At 71.7% G+C, this 16,113-nt stretch carries 18 protein-coding genes; 15 read left to right on the forward strand and 3 right to left on the reverse strand.

What is annotated here, in order from left to right; all coding sequences use genetic code 11:
- Positions 1 to 360 precede the first annotated feature (360 nt).
- Together AB0E24_RS32280 and AB0E24_RS32285 are read right to left on the reverse strand one after the other, a co-directional pair.
- On the reverse strand, positions 361 to 1,263 hold the full coding sequence (locus tag AB0E24_RS32280) for a universal stress protein (RefSeq protein WP_359382310.1): 903 nt from the start codon (positions 1,261 to 1,263) through the stop codon (positions 361 to 363).
- Entirely contained in the window at positions 1,260 to 1,862 is a 603-nt protein-coding gene (locus AB0E24_RS32285) for a CBS domain-containing protein (RefSeq protein ID WP_359382313.1), read from the reverse strand. Before AB0E24_RS32285 ends, AB0E24_RS32280 begins: the two co-directional genes overlap by 4 nt.
- Positions 1,863 to 2,079: 217 nt before the next feature.
- Between AB0E24_RS32285 and AB0E24_RS32290 the strand changes: the two genes are divergently transcribed.
- Together AB0E24_RS32290 and AB0E24_RS32295 are read left to right on the forward strand one after the other, a co-directional pair.
- Positions 2,080 to 2,985, forward strand: coding sequence for a universal stress protein (locus tag AB0E24_RS32290; protein WP_359382316.1), 906 nt, complete (start codon positions 2,080 to 2,082; stop codon positions 2,983 to 2,985).
- Between the two features lie 62 nt (positions 2,986 to 3,047).
- Positions 3,048 to 5,441: a phosphoketolase family protein gene (locus AB0E24_RS32295; protein WP_359382318.1), complete on the forward strand. Its 2,394-nt coding sequence runs from the start codon at positions 3,048 to 3,050 to the stop codon at positions 5,439 to 5,441.
- 46 nt (positions 5,442 to 5,487) lie between these two features.
- Here the strand turns inward: AB0E24_RS32295 and AB0E24_RS32300 are convergent, their stop codons facing one another.
- Positions 5,488 to 6,759: an FAD-binding protein gene (locus AB0E24_RS32300; protein ID WP_359382320.1), complete on the reverse strand. Its 1,272-nt coding sequence runs from the start codon at positions 6,757 to 6,759 to the stop codon at positions 5,488 to 5,490.
- Positions 6,760 to 6,982: 223 nt separating this feature from the next.
- Here AB0E24_RS32300 and AB0E24_RS32305 point away from each other — a divergent pair, with 223 nt between their 5' ends.
- From AB0E24_RS32305 to AB0E24_RS32365, 13 genes are all read left to right on the forward strand, one after another.
- The gene (locus AB0E24_RS32305) at positions 6,983 to 7,861 is read left to right on the forward strand and encodes an MIP/aquaporin family protein (RefSeq protein WP_359382323.1); all 879 of its coding nucleotides are present in this window, start codon (positions 6,983 to 6,985) and stop codon (positions 7,859 to 7,861) included.
- Positions 7,862 to 7,894: 33 nt separating this feature from the next.
- Positions 7,895 to 9,412 (forward strand): glycerol kinase GlpK, encoded by a 1,518-nt coding sequence (gene glpK, locus AB0E24_RS32310; protein ID WP_100805433.1) that lies wholly within the window; start codon positions 7,895 to 7,897, stop codon positions 9,410 to 9,412.
- A gap of 208 nt (positions 9,413 to 9,620) precedes the next feature.
- The gene (locus AB0E24_RS32315; RefSeq protein WP_079260793.1) at positions 9,621 to 10,766 is read left to right on the forward strand and encodes a glutathione-independent formaldehyde dehydrogenase; all 1,146 of its coding nucleotides are present in this window, start codon (positions 9,621 to 9,623) and stop codon (positions 10,764 to 10,766) included.
- A 141-nt stretch (positions 10,767 to 10,907) separates the two neighbouring features.
- Complete coding sequence (locus tag AB0E24_RS32320) at positions 10,908 to 11,429, forward strand: hypothetical protein (protein ID WP_359382326.1); 522 nt, start codon at positions 10,908 to 10,910, stop codon at positions 11,427 to 11,429.
- A gap of 5 nt (positions 11,430 to 11,434) precedes the next feature.
- Positions 11,435 to 12,481, forward strand: coding sequence for an SRPBCC family protein (locus AB0E24_RS32325; protein ID WP_359382328.1), 1,047 nt, complete (start codon positions 11,435 to 11,437; stop codon positions 12,479 to 12,481).
- A gap of 30 nt (positions 12,482 to 12,511) precedes the next feature.
- Complete coding sequence (gene gvpJ / locus AB0E24_RS32330) at positions 12,512 to 12,955, forward strand: gas vesicle protein GvpJ (RefSeq protein ID WP_079152792.1); 444 nt, start codon at positions 12,512 to 12,514, stop codon at positions 12,953 to 12,955.
- A complete protein-coding gene (locus AB0E24_RS32335; protein WP_079259884.1) occupies positions 12,955 to 13,737 on the forward strand; it encodes a GvpL/GvpF family gas vesicle protein in 783 nt (260 codons plus the stop codon). Before gvpJ ends, AB0E24_RS32335 begins: the two co-directional genes overlap by 1 nt.
- A 2-nt stretch (positions 13,738 to 13,739) precedes the next feature.
- A complete protein-coding gene (locus tag AB0E24_RS32340; protein ID WP_069860332.1) occupies positions 13,740 to 13,991 on the forward strand; it encodes a gas vesicle protein GvpG in 252 nt (83 codons plus the stop codon).
- Between the two features lie 3 nt (positions 13,992 to 13,994).
- Positions 13,995 to 14,384: a gas vesicle protein GvpO gene (gvpO, locus tag AB0E24_RS32345; RefSeq protein WP_099015777.1), complete on the forward strand. Its 390-nt coding sequence runs from the start codon at positions 13,995 to 13,997 to the stop codon at positions 14,382 to 14,384.
- On the forward strand, positions 14,381 to 14,764 hold the full coding sequence (locus AB0E24_RS32350; RefSeq protein WP_069860334.1) for a gas vesicle protein: 384 nt from the start codon (positions 14,381 to 14,383) through the stop codon (positions 14,762 to 14,764). The genes gvpO and AB0E24_RS32350 overlap by 4 nt, the downstream gene beginning before the upstream one ends.
- A complete protein-coding gene (locus AB0E24_RS32355) occupies positions 14,761 to 15,567 on the forward strand; it encodes a GvpL/GvpF family gas vesicle protein (protein WP_069860335.1) in 807 nt (268 codons plus the stop codon). The genes AB0E24_RS32350 and AB0E24_RS32355 overlap by 4 nt, the downstream gene beginning before the upstream one ends.
- Positions 15,564 to 15,764, forward strand: a complete 201-nt coding sequence (locus tag AB0E24_RS32360) for a gas vesicle protein (RefSeq protein ID WP_069860336.1) — start codon at positions 15,564 to 15,566, stop codon at positions 15,762 to 15,764. The genes AB0E24_RS32355 and AB0E24_RS32360 overlap by 4 nt, the downstream gene beginning before the upstream one ends.
- Positions 15,754 to 16,062 carry a gas vesicle protein K gene (locus tag AB0E24_RS32365; protein WP_069860337.1) on the forward strand — a complete coding sequence of 103 codons (309 nt, stop codon included), beginning with the start codon at positions 15,754 to 15,756 and terminating at the stop codon, positions 16,060 to 16,062. Before AB0E24_RS32360 ends, AB0E24_RS32365 begins: the two co-directional genes overlap by 11 nt.
- Positions 16,063 to 16,113: the final 51 nt, after the last annotated feature.

Below are 16,113 nucleotides of genomic sequence, written 5' to 3' on the forward strand. Positions count from 1 at the left end.
GGGAGGGCCCGGAGACCAGGTCATACGGCCCATTCCACGGCCAGGGGAGGGGCCCGGAGATGCGGTCCGGCTGTGTGCTGTGTGCTGTCTGTGGTCTGTGGTCTGTGGTCTGCCGGGTGTCGTCTGCCGTCCGCCGGGTGCGGGTCTCGTTTCGCGCCTTCGGCGCCTTGAGCAGCGGGGCAGGGGGTGCCGGGGCGCGGCCGCGGCGCCGGGTGACGGGCCGGTGGGGCGTGGCGCCGGTGGCGGCTTCTGTGGTTGGTGGTCGGAGCCCCTCCGGAGTGCGGGCGCCGGGGGTTCGGTACCCCCTTCTCGAAAATGCTTGATCTGGTGCAACTGATACATCAAGCGATCTCCGGGACCCTATTCGACCGGGACCAGCACCACCGGGCAGTGCGCATGGTGCAGTGCCGCGTGGGTGACGGCGCCCAGCTGTATGCCGAGGCGGGGCGTTCGCCGGTGTACGGCCAGCACCAGGATGTCCGCCGCTCGTGACGCCTCCATCAGCGCCTGTGCGGGGGCGCTGTGGGTGGTGTGCTCGCGCACCCGGATCTGCCCGAACTCCTCGCGCAGTTTGGCCACCATGGCGTAGGCCACCGTCTGCTCGCGCTCGGCGCGCAGCGCCACCATCTCGCGGGCGGGCAGGGCATGATCGCCCGCGAAGACCCGTGGCCGCGGCCAGGCGTAGAGCACCCGCAGCCGGGCCCGGCGGCAGCGCGCCTCCTCGAAGGCGAAGCGGGCCGCCGGCGCGTCCGCGCCGCTCTCCACGCCGACCAGCACCTTGCCGTGGCCCTCTGGCCCGTACGCCGCCGGTGGCCCGCCGCGCACCACCAGCAGCGGGCGCCGGGTGTGGGCGGCCAGCCGCAGGCTGACCGAGCCGAGAAGCAGACCGGTGAAGCCGCCCAGCCCCCGGGTGCCGATGACGATGAGCGAGGCGTCCTCGCCGATCCGCAGCAGTTCGGGCACCGCGTCCTGGGCCGTCAGGGTGGGCACGATCCGCAGCTGTGGATCCTGCTCCCTGGCCCGCGACACGGCCAGTCGCAGCACGGTCCTGGCGATCTCGACGGCGGGGCGTGACGGTTCGCTGTCGGTGTCGAAGGCGAGCGGGTCGGCCCGGCCCCACGGCCAGGCGTGCACGATCTCCAGCGTGGCCTCACGGCGCCGCGCCTCGGCGACCGCCTGGTCCAGCGCGGCCCAGGCGCTGTCGGACCCGTCCAGGCCCACCACCACCCGGCCGCCCCGCACCGGCCTGGCCGGGTGGGTCATCGCCGCGCACCTCCCCGGCCCGCGGAGTCGTCGAACCGGTAGGTGAGCCGGTCGACCACGGCCACCACGCCGTCCACCTGTCCGGTCATCCGGACCGCGATGGGGATCTCGCTGTGCCGGTCCAGCTGCCCCTCCAGCCGTACGACCCCGTCGGTCACGGTGACCACGACGGACTGCGGGCCGAGCCACAGCGAGCGGACCAGCACCTCGTCGATGACCTCGGCGCGGATCTCGTCGTCCGCGCGGAGGAAGACCCGCAGCAGGTCCCGGCGGGTGACGATGCCGATCAACCGGTCCTCCTCGTCGACCACCGGAAGCCGCTCGACGCGATGGCGTTCCATCGCGCGGGCCGCGTCCACGATGCTGTCCTGGGGGCGCACGGTGACCGCCGGGCGTGACATCAGCTGTCCGGCCGTCGGGGCGGGTTCGCTGAGATCGGTCCCGGTGATCATGCCGACCACCTTGTCGTCCTCGTCCACCACGGGCAGCCCGCTGAACCGGTGCCGGGCGAGCAGCGCACCGACCTCGTCGAACGAGGTCATGGAGCTCACCCGGACGACGTCGTCGGTCATCACGTTACCGATCTTGCGGTGCTTCATCCGTCCTCCCCGATCCGCTCCCAGCGTGGGACGGCGCCCCGGCCGCCCTCTTGGGCTGCCCGGGGTGCGCTCGGGGCCGTTCGGCCCGCCCGCGCGCCCTGGGCCGAACGACCCCCGTCGGGGCCTAATCGCCCCTCGCGCCGGGTCCCGGACGGGCGCGAGGGTGAGAGGCGTCGGGACGGCGCGGGAACCGCTGTGCGGAAGGTGGTGCGAATCGGTGGAGCTTCCCCTGGTGGTGGGCGTCGACGGCTCGCACCACAGCCTTCAGGCGGTGGACTGGGCGGTGGGCGCGGCCGCCCGGCACGGGGTGCCGCTGCGGCTGGTCCACGCCTCGCTGTGGGAGCGGTACGAGGGCGCCGCACCCGCCGCCGACCCCCGGCGCCCCTGGGAGCTGGTCAGGGACGAGGAGATCGCCGCGTCCGCCGCGGAGCGCGCCTGCCGGTGCGGACCGGATGTGAAGATCTCCGCCGAGGTGCTGCCGGAGGACCCGGTGGCCGCGCTGCTGAGCGCCGGCCAGGACGCCTCGGGCCTGGTCGTCGGCTGCCGCGGGCGCGGTGAACTCGCCGCGCTGCTGCTGGGCTCGGTGAGCCTGGCGGTCGCCGCCCGTGCCACCTGCCCGGTGACCGTCGTACGCGGCGGCGAGCCCAACCGGCGCGGCGCCTTCGGCCGGATCGTGCTCGGCGTGGGCGAGCCCGGTGAGGCGGCCGGCCGGTCGGCCGCGGCGCGGTTCGCCTTCCGCGAGGCCGCGGTGGGCCACCGCACGCTGGAGGCCGTACGGGCCTGGCGCGCCCCGGCCGGTGAGGTCACGGATGATCTGCTGCTGGAGGGGGACCCGGTCCGTGCCCACTGGTCACGGGCGGAGCGGACGCTGGGCGACGCCCTGCGGGCCTGCCGCCGGTACCACCCCGAGGTCAGCGTCCACGCCGAGACGGTCGAGGGACCGGCCCGCAAGGCGCTGCTCCACGCGGCGGCCACCGCCGATCTGCTGGTCCTCGGCGCCTGCCGCGGCCACGGTCGCACCGTCGGGTTGCAGCTCGGCCGCATCGCCCACGCGGCCCTGCACCACGCACCCTGTCCGGTGGTGATCGTGCCGGAGCGGGGCCGGACGCACGGCGGGGAGTGACCGGCGGGCAGGTAACCGGACACCACGAGGGGACATTCGGACACCATGAGGGAGAGAGGTCCATGCCAGACGCACCGACCACGACGGGCTCGCCGGTGAGCGGGCTCGCCGACGACCGGATCCGCGCCCTGGACGCCCACTGGCGCGCCGCCAACTACCTCGCGGCGGGCCAGATCTATCTGCTGGCCAACCCGCTGCTGACCGAGCCACTGCGCCCGGACCACATCAAGCCCCGGCTGCTGGGCCACTGGGGCACCTCACCCGGGCTCAACCTCGTCCACACCCATCTGAACCGCGTCATCAAGGACCGCGACCTGGACGCCATCTGCGTCTGGGGCCCCGGCCACGGCGGCCCCGCGGTGCTCGCCGGCTCCTGGCTGGACGGCAGCTACTCCGAGATCTACCCGGACGTCGGCCGGGACACCGAGGGCATGGCCCGGCTCTTCCGGCAGTTCTCCTTCCCCGGCGGGGTGCCCAGCCATGTCGCCCCCGAGACCCCCGGCTCCATCCACGAGGGCGGTGAGCTGGGCTACTCCCTCGCCCACGCCTACGGGGCCGCGCTGGACAACCCCGGGCTGCTGGTCGCCTGCGTCATCGGCGACGGCGAGGCCGAGACCGGCCCGCTGGCCGCCTCCTGGCATGCGAACAAGTTCCTGGACCCGGTCCACGACGGCGCCGTGCTGCCGATCCTCCACCTCAACGGGTACAAGATCGCCAACCCCACCGTGCTCGCCCGGCTGCCCGAGCCCGAACTCGACGAACTGCTGCGGGGATACGGCCATGAACCGATCCACGTCACCGGGGACGAACCGCTCGCGGTGCACCGGATCATGGCGCGCGCCCTGGACGAGGCGCTGGACCGGATCACCCTGCTCCAGCGCACCGCCCGCGAGGAGGGCATCGCCGAGCGGCCGCGCTGGCCGGTCATCGTGCTCCGTACGCCCAAGGGCTGGACCGGGCCCGAGGAGGTCGACGGGCTTCCCGTGGAGGGCACCTGGCGCGCCCACCAGGTGCCCCTGCCGGGCGTCCGGGAGAACCCGGAGCATCTGCGCCAGCTGGAGCGCTGGCTGCGTTCGTACCGCCCCGAGGAGCTCTTCGACGCCGACGGGCGGCCCCGGCCGGCCGTCCTGGCCGAGGTCCCGGAGGGCGACCGCCGTCTGGGCGCCAATCCGCACGCCAACGGGGGACGGCTGCTGCGCTCGCTGCCGGTGCCCGCCCTGGAGCGGTACGCGGTCCCCGTGGACAAGCCCGGTGCGACCATGCACGAGCCGACCCGGGTCCTCGGCGGGCTGCTGGAGAAGGTCATGGAGGACACCGCCGCCCGCCGCGACTTCAGGGTGGTCGGCCCCGACGAAACCGCCTCCAACCGGCTGGAGGCCCTCTTCGGCGCCACCGGCAAGGCGTGGCAGGAGGCCGTACTCCCCACCGATGAGCACCTCAGCCGGACCGGCCGGGTCATGGAGATCCTCTCCGAGCACGTCTGCCAGGGCTGGCTGGAGGGCTATCTGCTGACCGGGCGGCACGGCCTCTTCTCCTGCTACGAGGCGTTCGTGCACATCGTCGACTCCATGGTCAACCAGCACATCAAATGGCTGAAGGTGTCCCGCTCACTGCCGTGGCGACGCCCCGTGGCCTCCCTCAACTACCTGCTGACCTCCCATGTCTGGCGCCAGGACCACAACGGCTTCTCGCATCAGGACCCCGGTTTCGTGGACCATGTGCTCAACAAGAGCCCCGAAGTGGTGCGCGTCTATCTGCCGCCGGACACCAACACCCTGCTCAGCGTGGCCGACCACGTCCTGCGCAGCCGGGACTACGTCAATGTGGTCGTCGCGGGCAAACAGCCCTGCTTCGACTGGCTCGACCTCGACCAGGCGCGCGCCCACTGCGCCCGCGGCGCCGGGACCTGGGAATGGGCCGGGACCGAGAACGGCGCGGGGGAGCCGGATGTGGTGCTGGCCGCCGCGGGCGATGTGCCCACCCAGGAGGTCATCGCGGCCGCCGGGATCCTCCGCCGCCATCTGCCCGATGTGTCCGTGCGGGTGGTCAATGTCGTCGACATGACCCGGCTGCTGCCGAAGGAGGAGCATCCGCACGGGATGACGGACCATGAGTTCGACGCCCTGTTCACCCGCGACCGGCCGGTCATCTTCGCCTACCACGGCTATCCGTGGCTGGTGCACCGGCTGTCCTACCGCCGGGCCGTCCACCCCAACCTCCATGTGCGCGGCTATGTGGAGATGGGCACCACCACCACGCCGTTCGACATGGTGGTCCGCAACGACCTGGACCGCTACCGGCTGGTCATGGACGTCATCGACCGGACCCCGGGGCTCGCGGTGCGCGCCACGGCCGTACGGCAGCGGATGCAGGACGCCCGCACCCGCCACCACGCCTGGATCCGCGAGCACGGCACCGATATGCCCGAGGTCGCCGAATGGTCCTGGACCGGCTGAGGACCCGGCCGCCGGGGCCGCACCCGGCGGGCGGGCCCCGGCCCCGTCACCCGGTGGGGAAGTAGTTCTCCAGATAGGCGTTGCGGAACTTCCCCGCCGGGTCGTGCTCGGCCAGCAGCCGCGCGAAGTCGGCCGCCCGGTCGTACGAGGAGAGGATCCGCTCCGGCGCGGCCGTCGTCAGCTTGCCCCAGTGCGGCCGTGCCCCCAGCGGCAGCAGCGCCTCCTCCATCGCGGCCACCACCTCGATCACCGCGTCGTGGTCGGGGACCCAGGTGAAGTGGAAGGCCACGCTGTCCCGGCCGTACGCGGGGCTCAGCCACAGCTCGTCCGCCGCGACCGTACGGACCTCGGACACCTGCACCACCGGCGCGATCCGGTCGCCGAGGCCGCGCAGCGCCGCGAACGCCGCCGAGGCGGCCTCGCGCGGCAGCAGCAGTTCCGACTGGAGCTCATCGCCGTTGCTGGGGGTGAAGTCCGGGCGGAAGTGCGGCAGCCGCTCATGCCACGGCCCCGGCGCGCCCAGCTGCTCGGTGCAGTGCAGCGGCGGCATCGCGGGCACCGGGTGGTGGTGGCGGTCGGCCGGGCGGGCGCCCAGCCACGGCTGTCCGGGCTCCGGGGGATCGGGCAGATCGGTGCGGCACTTCAGCCACACCACGCCCTCGCCGGAGCGCCAGTCGGTGAAGACGCTGACGCTGTAGGCGGCGCCGAAGATCTCCTCGAAGCTGTCGTCCAGCCGGTCCAGCGGAAGCCCGGTCCACAGCCACTGGGCCACGTCGAAGGTGGGCTCGATGTCCAGCGTCATGGCGGTGACGACGCCCAGTCCGCCGAGCCCGACCACGGCCCCGTTCAGCCGGTCCCGGTCCTGGTCCCGGTCGATCCGGGTCACCTCGCCCCCGGGGCCGACGATCTCCAGCCCCGCGACCGCGGCGGCCAGACAGCGCTGGGCGCTCCCCGAGCCATGGGTGGCGGTGGCGCAGGCCCCCGCGACCGTGATGTGCGGCAGCGAGGCGAGATTGGCCAGCGCGTAACCCTCCGTGTGCAGGGCCTGGGCCACATGGGCGTAGCGCATGCCCGCCGCGACGGTCGCCGTGCGCTTCCCGGCGTCGATCTCGACGCGGTGCGGCAGCCGGTCGAGGTTGACCAGATCGCCCTCGGTGTCGGCGATGCGGTTGAAGGAGTGGCCCGTGCCCAGGACCCGCACCCGGTCCGCGGAGAGCACGGTCCGCCGCAGCTCGTCGACGGTGTCCGGGTGGTGCAGCCGGGCGGCGGAGAAGGTGATGTTCCCGGCCCAGTTCGTCGGGGCTTGGGTGGTCGGCATCCGTGTCGTCCTGTTTCCGGTGGTGGGCGATTTTCCGATGGTGGGCGATGGGTGATGTTGTCATGCCCTTGGTACAGGTCCACACCCTCATCCGTACAGACCCGGATTCGCCGTCCATGCCCCGGACGGCCCAGCAGGACGGGCCGCCCCACCTGGGTTGCGCCCACGATGGTGCGCAAAGCGGTCGGCATCGCCGCTCGCGAACCGCTGGAGAGGGGCGGCCATGACGGAGGAGAGCACCACCGGACACGCGAAGGGGAACGGGAACGACACCGGTAACCGGGGCGGGCTGCTCGGCGAACTCTCCGCCGAGTTCGCCGGCACCATGGTCCTCATCCTCTTCGGCTGCGGCGTGGTGGCCCAGGTCGTGGCGGGCGGCGCCCTCACCAAACCCCCCGGTGGCCTCGGGGCCCACGACTCCATCTCCTGGGCCTGGGGGCTGGGCGTCACCTTCGGCGTCTACGTGGCGGGGCGGCTCAGCGGGGCGCATATCAACCCGGCGGTCACCCTCTCCCTGGCCGCTTTCAGGGACTTTCCGTGGCCCAAGGTGCTGCCGTACATGGTGGCCCAGACGCTCGGCGCGTTCATCGGGGCGCTGCTGGTGCGCTGGAACTACACCGAGGCGCTGGGGCACGCCGACCCCGGGCACACCTTCAAGACCCAGTACGTCTTCTCCACCCTCCCCGGCAACGGTGTGCTCCCGGTCAGCGAATGGGGCGCGCTGCGCGACCAGATCATCGGCACCGCCATCCTGATGCTGCTCATCTTCGCCGTCACCGATCTGCTGAACCAGTCCCCGAGGGCCAACCTGGCACCCTTCGTCATCGGCCTGATCGTGGTGGCCATCGGCATGGCGTGGGGCGCCAACGCCGGATACGCCATCAACCCGGCCCGCGACTTCGGGCCCCGGCTGGCCAGCTTCATCACCGGCTACCACAGCGCCTGGCACGACCAGTACGGGAGCTTCTACTTCTGGGTGCCCATCGTCGGCCCGCTGGTCGGCGGCCTCGTCGGCGCCGCCCTGTACCAGGTCCTCGTCAGCCGCTTCCTTCCGGTGGCCGGGCCGCCCGAAGTGGGACGCGTCCCCGCTCCCGAGAGCTGATCCGGGCCGGACCCACGCACGAGAGGAGGCAGCATGCCGGAATTCGTCGGTGCGGTGGACCAGGGAACCACCAGCACCCGTTTCATGATCTTCAACCATGACGGGGACGAGGTGGCGCGGTACCAGCTGGAGCACCACCAGATCCTGCCGCGCGCGGGATGGGTCGAGCACGACCCGGTGGAGATCTACGAGCGCACCAACTCCGTGATGCAGAACGCCCTCCGCGCGGGCGGGCTCTCCCCAGGCGACCTGGCCGCGATCGGCATCACCAATCAGCGCGAGACCACGGTCATCTGGGATCCGCGCGACGGCCGCCCGTACTACAACGCCATCGTCTGGCAGGACACCCGCACCGACACCATCGCGGCCGCCCTCGAACGGGACGGCCACGGCGAGGTCATCCGCCGCAAGGCGGGGCTGCCGCCCGCCACCTACTTCTCCGGCGGCAAGATCAAGTGGATTCTGGACAACGTCGACGGCGTCCGGGAGGCGGCCGAGCGCGGCCACGCCCTGTTCGGCAACACCGACGCCTGGGTGCTGTGGAACCTCACCGGCGGCCCCGGCGCCGGGATCCACGCCACCGATGTCACCAACGCCAGCCGCACCATGCTGATGGACCTGGAGACGCTGGACTGGGACGACGAACTGCTGGAGATCTTCGGCATCCCACGGGCGATGCTGCCGACGATCAACCCCTCCTCCCACCGCGAGGCGTACGGCAAGGCCCGCACCTCCCGCCCGTTGCGCAGCGCCATCCCCATCACCGGTGTCCTCGGCGACCAGCAGGCGGCCACCGTCGGCCAGGTCTGCTTCGCCCCCGGTGAGGCCAAGAACACCTACGGCACCGGCAACTTCCTGCTGCTCAACACCGGACAGGAGCTGATCCGCTCGCCCAGCGGGCTGCTCACGACCGTGGCGTACCAGTTCGGCGACAGCCCTCCCGTCTACGCCCTGGAGGGCTCGATCGCCGTCACCGGCTCGGCCGTCCAGTGGCTGCGCGACCAGATGAGGATGATTGACGCCGCCGCCGAGAGCGAGCGGCTCGCCCTCACCGTGGAGGACAACGGCGGGGTGTACTTCGTGCCCGCGTTCTCCGGGCTCTTCGCCCCGTACTGGCGCTCCGACGCCCGGGGCGCGATCGTCGGCCTCACCCGCTTCAACACCAACGGCCATCTGGCCCGGGCCACCCTGGAGGCCATCTGCTACCAGAGCCGGGACGTGGTCGAGGCCATGGAACGGGACGCCGACATCCACCTGGATGTGCTGCGGGTGGACGGCGGGGTCACCGACAACGATCTGTGCATGCAGATCCAGGCCGATGTGCTGGGCGTACCGGTCAGCCGCCCCGTGATCGCCGAGACCACGGCGCTCGGCGCCGCCTACGCGGCGGGGCTGGCCACGGGATTCTGGCGGGACACCGATGAGCTGCGCTCGCACTGGAGCGAGTCCAGGCGGTGGGAGCCCCAGTGGGACGAGAAGGCCAGGGAGAAGGGGTACGCCGGCTGGAAGAAGGCCGTCCAGCGCACCCTGGACTGGATCACGGTCGAGTAGGCACGGCGGGCCCGGGGCCGTGCGTCAGCGATCGTCGGTCATCAGCCGCGCACGGCGGGTGCGGAGCGGTGTGACCGCGCCGCACCCGGTTGCGCCGGGCGTCCGACGGCGGTTCGCTGGAAGTACCCGGTGGTGGCCGAGACCCCCTGGGACGCGCTGTGTCCGCCACCACCGCCGCTCGTCAGTAATCGACGCGGAGGTGATCCAGGTGAAAGCCGTCGTCTATGAAAAGCCCTATTCGGTGGCCGTGAGGGACGTCGACGACCCTCGGATCGAGCATCCCAACGATGTGATCGTGCGCATCACATCCAGCGCGATCTGCGGCTCCGATCTGCATATGTACGAGGGTCGTACGGCGGCCGAACCCGGCATCGTCTTCGGGCACGAGAACCTCGGAGTGGTCGAGGAGACCGGCCCCGGTGTGGTCTCGCTGGCCAAGGGCGACCGCGTGGTCATGCCGTTCAACGTGGCCTGCGGATTCTGCAAGAACTGCCTCGCGGGCGACACCGGCTTCTGTCTGACCGTCAACCCCGGTTTCGCGGGCGGCGCCTACGGCTATGTGGCGATGGGCCCGTACCGGGGCGGCCAGGCCGAGCGGCTGCGGGTGCCCTTCGCCGACTTCAACTGCCTGAAGCTGCCGCAGGGCGAGGAGCTCGAAAGCGACTTCATCCTGCTCGCCGACATCTTCCCGACCGGCTATCACGGCTGTGAGCTGGCCCAGGTCTCCCCGGGCGAGAGCGTGGCCGTCTTCGGCGCCGGCCCGGTGGGGCTGATGTCCGCCTACTCCGCGCTGCTGCGCGGCGCCGCCACGGCGTTCGTGGTCGACCGGGTACCCGAGCGGCTGGCGAAGGCCGAGGAGATCGGCGCCATCCCCATCGACTTCTCCAAGGCCGACCCGGTGCGGCAGATCCTGGACCGTACCGGCGGCGAGGGCACCGACAAGGGCATCGACGCGGTGGGCTACCAGGCCCAGGCGCACGAAGCCGGCCGTGAGGAGCCCGCGTCGGTGCTCAACTCGCTGGTCGACACGGTGCGGCCGACCGGACGGCTCGGCGTACCGGGGCTGTACGTGCCCTCCGATCCCGGCGCCCCCGATGAGCATGCCAAACACGGTCAGCTGCTGGTCTCCATCGGCCGGATGTTCGAGAAGGGCCAGCGCATGGGCACCGGCCAGTGCAATGTCAAGAGCTACAACCGCCAGCTGCGCGACCTGATCATCGCCGGGCGTGCCAGGCCCAGCTTCGTGGTCTCCCATGAGCTCCCGCTGGATCAGGCCCCGCAGGCGTACGAGAAGTTCGACAAACGGGTGGAGGGCTACACCAAGGTGGTGCTGCACCCGGTGCTCGCGGCCTGACGGACCCTCGGCCGAGGTCCAACCTCCTATGGCCGCCAAGGCCCCTGTGATCAAAAAATCACTGAATGGGGCGGTATGCACCATACTTGGTTATGTGCACCCGAACGGCTGTCTCGTTCAGCTCCGGGAGGAGGAGCGATCATGAAGAACTCCCGGGTGGCACTGGCTTTCGTCAGTGGCTATCTCTTCGGGCGCGGCCATAGGGGAGCGTTGGTCCTCGGCCTCGCCGGTCTCGCGGCGGGAAAGCGCCTCACCTCCGGATTCAGCCCACCTGGCGCCCAGCAGCTGAAGTCCTCCGAGCTCGGCAGGCTCGGCCAGGACATCGGCAACCGGCTGGTCTCCGCGGGCCGGGAGGCGGCCCTGTCGGCGGCCAGTAACCGCATGGACGCCCTGAGCGACCGGCTGGAGCACCGCGCCGAGACGCTGCGCACCGGCGGTGTGGGAGGCCGGGAGCAGGAGGCCGGGGACCACGAGGAACCGGAAGAGCCGGAGGAGCCGGAGGAGCCGGAAGAGCACGAGGAGCGCGCGCGGGGGAGCGCCGCCCGGACCCGCGAGGGCGCCCCGCGCGAGCGCACCGGCAAGCAGCGCAAACCGGCCGACCACCCCGCGCGGACCAGGAAGCGGACCGGCTCCGAAGGGCCCGCGCGGCGAAGCCAGAGGTGAGGGCCATGGCTGAGGAAACCCCCAAGGGCGGGCGCGGCGGGCTCGCCCAGGAACTGCCCACCGAGCGCCTGCTGAAGGAGGCGCAGAGCCTGCTGGCGGCGCTGGGCGAAAGAGCCCTGGCATCCGTCACCCATCTGGGCAAGAACCCCGGGGCCGGCGGTCTCGAGGCCCCGCTGAAGCCGCTGAAGGGCGGGCTGGAGCAGGTCAGGGACAAGGTCGTCGACACGGCCAAGGAGCAGGTCAAGGGCACGGTGAAGGAGCAGGTCAAGGGCAAGGTCATGGATACGGCCAAAAGCCTCGTCCCGGGCCTGGGCGGTGGTGGCGACGGCGGCGGCAAGGGCGGCAAGAAGCTCAAGGTCACCAACATCGTGGAACAGATGGACGTGGGCGCGCCGCTCTCCCTCACCTACAACCTCTGGACGGAGTGGGAGAACTTCCCCTCGTACATGAAGAAGGTCGAGGACGTCCGGAACGAGGGCGAGGACGACGGCGAGGACGAGCCCGGCACGGAATCGGAGTGGAAGGCCCAGGTCCTCTGGTCGCACCGCAAGTGGCAGGCCGAGGTGGTCGAGCAGGTGCCCGACAAGCGCATCATCTGGACGTCACGGGCCGACAAGGGCCATGTGGACGGCACGATCACCTTCCATGAGCTGGCCCCCGATCTCACCCGGATCCTGTTCGTCCTGGAGTACTGGCCGCAGGGCTTCATGGAGCGCACCGGCAACCTCTGGCGCGCCCAGGGCCGCCGGGTGCGCCTGGAGATGAAGCACTTCCGCCGCCATCTGATGCGCGAGGTGCTGCTCAACCCCGACGAGGTCGTGGGCTGGCGCGGTGTGGTGCACGACGGCGAGATCGTGGAGGACGACGAACGGGAGGGCCGCGGGCCCGAGGAGGAAGAGCCCGAGGAGGGCGAGGAGTACGACGAGGGCCGCGAGGAGTACGAGAACGAGGAGCCCGAAGAGCCCGAGGAGTTCGAGGACGAGGAGCCCCGGGACGAAGACGAGGAGGAGTTCGAGGACGAGGAGCCCGTACGGCGCGGTGCGCGCCGCTGACGGACCCTGCCCCCGGAACGGGTGAGCGCGGTGACCGTAGCACGCCAGCAGCAGAGCCAGTATCTGGACCGGGCGAGTTCCAGCGCCCTGGTCGACGTGGTCGACCTCATCCTGGACAAGGGCCTGGTCATCGATGTGTATGTGCGGGTGTCCCTGGTGGGCATCGAGCTCCTGACCATCGACGCCCGTATCGTCGTCGCCAGCGTGGACACGTATCTGCGGTTCGCGGAGGCGACCAACCGACTCGACCTCGCCCGCAGCGGCACCGAGACCCATGGCCTGCCCGGCCTCATGGACGAGATCCGGGAGGGCGGCGGCAAGAGCAAGACCAAGGGCGCCCTGGAAGGCGTCAAGGAGTCGGTCTCGGATCTGTTCCAGGGCGATGAGGACGAGGACCGGGAACCCGAGGCCGAGGAGCGGGAGCGGCCCCGGCGCACGAGGGGTTCCTCCAGCCACAGGGAGCGCGAGCGGTGATGGCCGAGGGACGTGCCTGCTATGTCTACGGGGTCGTCATGGGCGACCGGGCCGATGAGTCGGTCAAGGACCTGCCCGCCGTCGGCGACCCGGAGGCCCCGGTGACCCTGGTCCGCCACGGCGGCCAGGCCGCGGTGGTCAGCGAGGTGCCGGTCGACAAGCCGCTGGGCACCCCGGAGGATCTGCGCACCCATGCCAGGGTGCTGGACCATCTGGCCGCGCAGGGCTCACCGGTGCTGCCGTTCCGCTTCGGCACCGTGATGCCCGACATCGCGGCGGTGACCGACGAGCTGCTGACCGAGGGGCATGACGACTTCGCCCGCGGCCTCGACCGGCTCCGCGGCCGGGCGCAGCTCACCGTGCGGGCCCGCTATGAACAGGACGCGGTGCTGCACGAGGTGGTCACCGAACAGCCGGAGGCCAGACGGCTCCGCGAGGAGCTGCGGGGGCTGCCGGAGGAGGCGGGCTACGAACAGCGGATCGAGCTCGGCCGGCTCGTCATGGACAGCATCGCCGCCAAGCGGAGCGTGGACGCACTGGAGCTCGACCGGCGGCTGGCGCCGTACGCGCTGGCCTCGGTCTCCGAGGAGCCGGCGTCCTCCGAAGGGCTGGTCAACGCCTCGTTCCTGGTGGATGACGCGAAGCGGCAGGCGTTCGAGGAGGCCGCCGAGCAACTCGCCGAGCACTGGCACGGCCGGGTCCGGATGCGGCTGCTCGGGCCCCTGGCGCCGTACGACTTCGTGGCCGACGCACTGCTCGAAGGAAAGGAAGGCGACGAGTAGCCATGGGACTGTTCACCGGCCTGGCCACGCTGCCGCTGGCCCCGGTGCGGGGTGTCGTCTGGGTCGCCGAGCGGCTCCACGACGAGGCCCATCGGCAGCTGTACGACCCTGAGGTGATCAAGGAGCGGCTGCAAGAGGTCGCCGAGGCCCGGGAGAGCGGAGAGCTCACCGAGGAGGAGGCGGCCCGCGAGGAGGACGAGCTGGTCCGCAGGCTGATGTCCCAGGGGCCGCCCGGCGGGGGCATGGAGGTATGAGCCGTGCCCCGCGAACGGCCCCGCGAGGAAGGCCACCGCGAAGAACGGCCGCGTGCCCGGACCCATGAGCCGCATGAGTCCCATGAGTCCCATGAGGTACGGGACCGGCATGAGCGGCCCCGGCGGCGTCCCGCCCTCGACGCCCGCGACGCCGCCCGCAGCGCCGCGCGCCATGTGGCGGGGCTGACCGGACGGACCCCGGAGGGCGTCACCTCGCTGGAGCGCCGGGAGGACGGCTGGTCCATCGGCATCGAGATCGTCGAGACCCACCGGATCCCGGACTCCACCGACATCCTCGCCGAGTACCGCGTCGAACTCGACGGCCGCGGTGAGCTCGTCTCGTACCGCCGCACCGAGCGCTACTACCGGGGCAGGGCGGAGGACCGGACATGAACCAGAGCTCCGACTGGAACGCGCCGGTCCGGCGCACCGGCGCCGCACGCGAACCGGCCCGCCGTGGCGCCGAGCCCTCCAGCCTGGCCGACATTCTGGAGCGGGTGCTCGACAAGGGCATCGTCATCGCCGGTGACATCCAGATCAATCTGCTGGACATCGAACTGCTGACGATCAAGATCCGGCTGCTGGTCGCCTCCGTGGACCGGGCCAAGGAGATGGGCATCGACTGGTGGGAGCACGACCCCACGCTCTCCTCCGGCGCCCGGGACGCCCTGGAGGAGAACGAGCGGCTGCGCCGCCGCGTCGGCGAGCTGGAGGACGGCAGCGGCGCGCGGCGGGAGGAAGACCACGGCGCGGAGCGGGAGGACGGACGGTGACCGATACCCTCGCCACCTGGCTGTACGCGGTGACCGCCGCCCCGGAGGACGGCACCCCGCCACAGGGGCTCACCGGTGTGGCGGACGAGCCGGTGCGCCTGGTGGAGGGCGCGGGGCTGGCCGCCGTCGTGGGCTCGGTACCGCTGGCGGACTTCGACGAGGACGCGCTGCGCGGCCATCTGGAGGACCTGGAGTGGCTGGAGCGCACGGCCCGCGCCCACCACCGGGTGATCAACGGCGCGGCCCGCCACGGCCAGGTCATCCCGCTGCGCTTCGCCACGCTCTACCACGACGACGACCGGGTCCGCGCCATGCTCCGGGAGCGGCGCGAGGACTTCATGGACACCTTGCGGCGGGTGGCGGGCCGCACCGAGTGGGGCGTCAAGGCGTATGTCGACCCCCGGTCGTTCCTGCCCGACCCCGATGAGTCCGAGGACGAGGGGAGCCCCGGAACCGCCTATCTGATGCGGCGGCGGGCCCAGCGGCAGGACCAGGAGACCGCGCATCTGCGCGCGACCGAGCGGGCGGAGGAGATCCACTCCTCCCTCGCCGCGCTGGCGGTGGCGACGGCCGCGCACCCACCGCAGGACAGCGCGCTGGCCGCGTACGAGGGGTGGATGGTGCTGAACAACTCCTATCTGGTGCCCGACGACCTCACCGAGGACTTCACCGCCCTGGTGAGCGCCCTGGGGGAGCGTTACCCCGCCGTCACCCTGGAGGTCAGCGGCCCCTGGCCGCCGTACTCCTTCACCGCTCCGCCGAAGCCCGCGGGAGACGCCCAGCCGGAGGAGAAGCCGTCGTGACCCGTGCGATCGAACGGCGGGAGGTGGCCCTGGTCGACCTGCTCGACCGGGTGCTCGCCGGAGGTGTGGTGATCGCGGGGGAGATCACCCTGAGCATCGCCGACATCGACCTGGTGCGGATCTCGCTGCGCGCCCTGATCGCCTCCGTACGGGTGGAGAACGACGAGGGATGGGAGGGCGACCGCGATGACGGCTGACCGCGCTCCCCGGCCCGGCCGGCGGATCGAGGTGGACGAGGAGTCGGTCCGCAAGAGCCTGGCCGGTCTGGTGCTCACCATCGTCGAACTGCTGCGGCAGCTCATGGAACGGCAGGCGCTGCGCCGCGTCGAACAGGGCGGCATCAGCGATGAGCAGATGGAGAAGCTCGGGCTGACGCTGATGGCCCTGGAACGGAACATGGCCGAGCTGCGGGAGCACTTCGGGCTGACCGAGGACGACCTCAACCTGGATCTGGGCCCGCTGGGCCCCCTGCTGCCCCGCGACCGGGACCTCTGACCGGTCCCCGACCGGCCTCCGGCACACCGCGATCAGCCTTTGCCCAGCCGC

The organism is Streptomyces malaysiensis subsp. malaysiensis (assembly GCF_040653035.1).
In the GTDB taxonomy this organism is placed as follows: domain Bacteria; phylum Actinomycetota; class Actinomycetes; order Streptomycetales; family Streptomycetaceae; genus Streptomyces; species Streptomyces malaysiensis.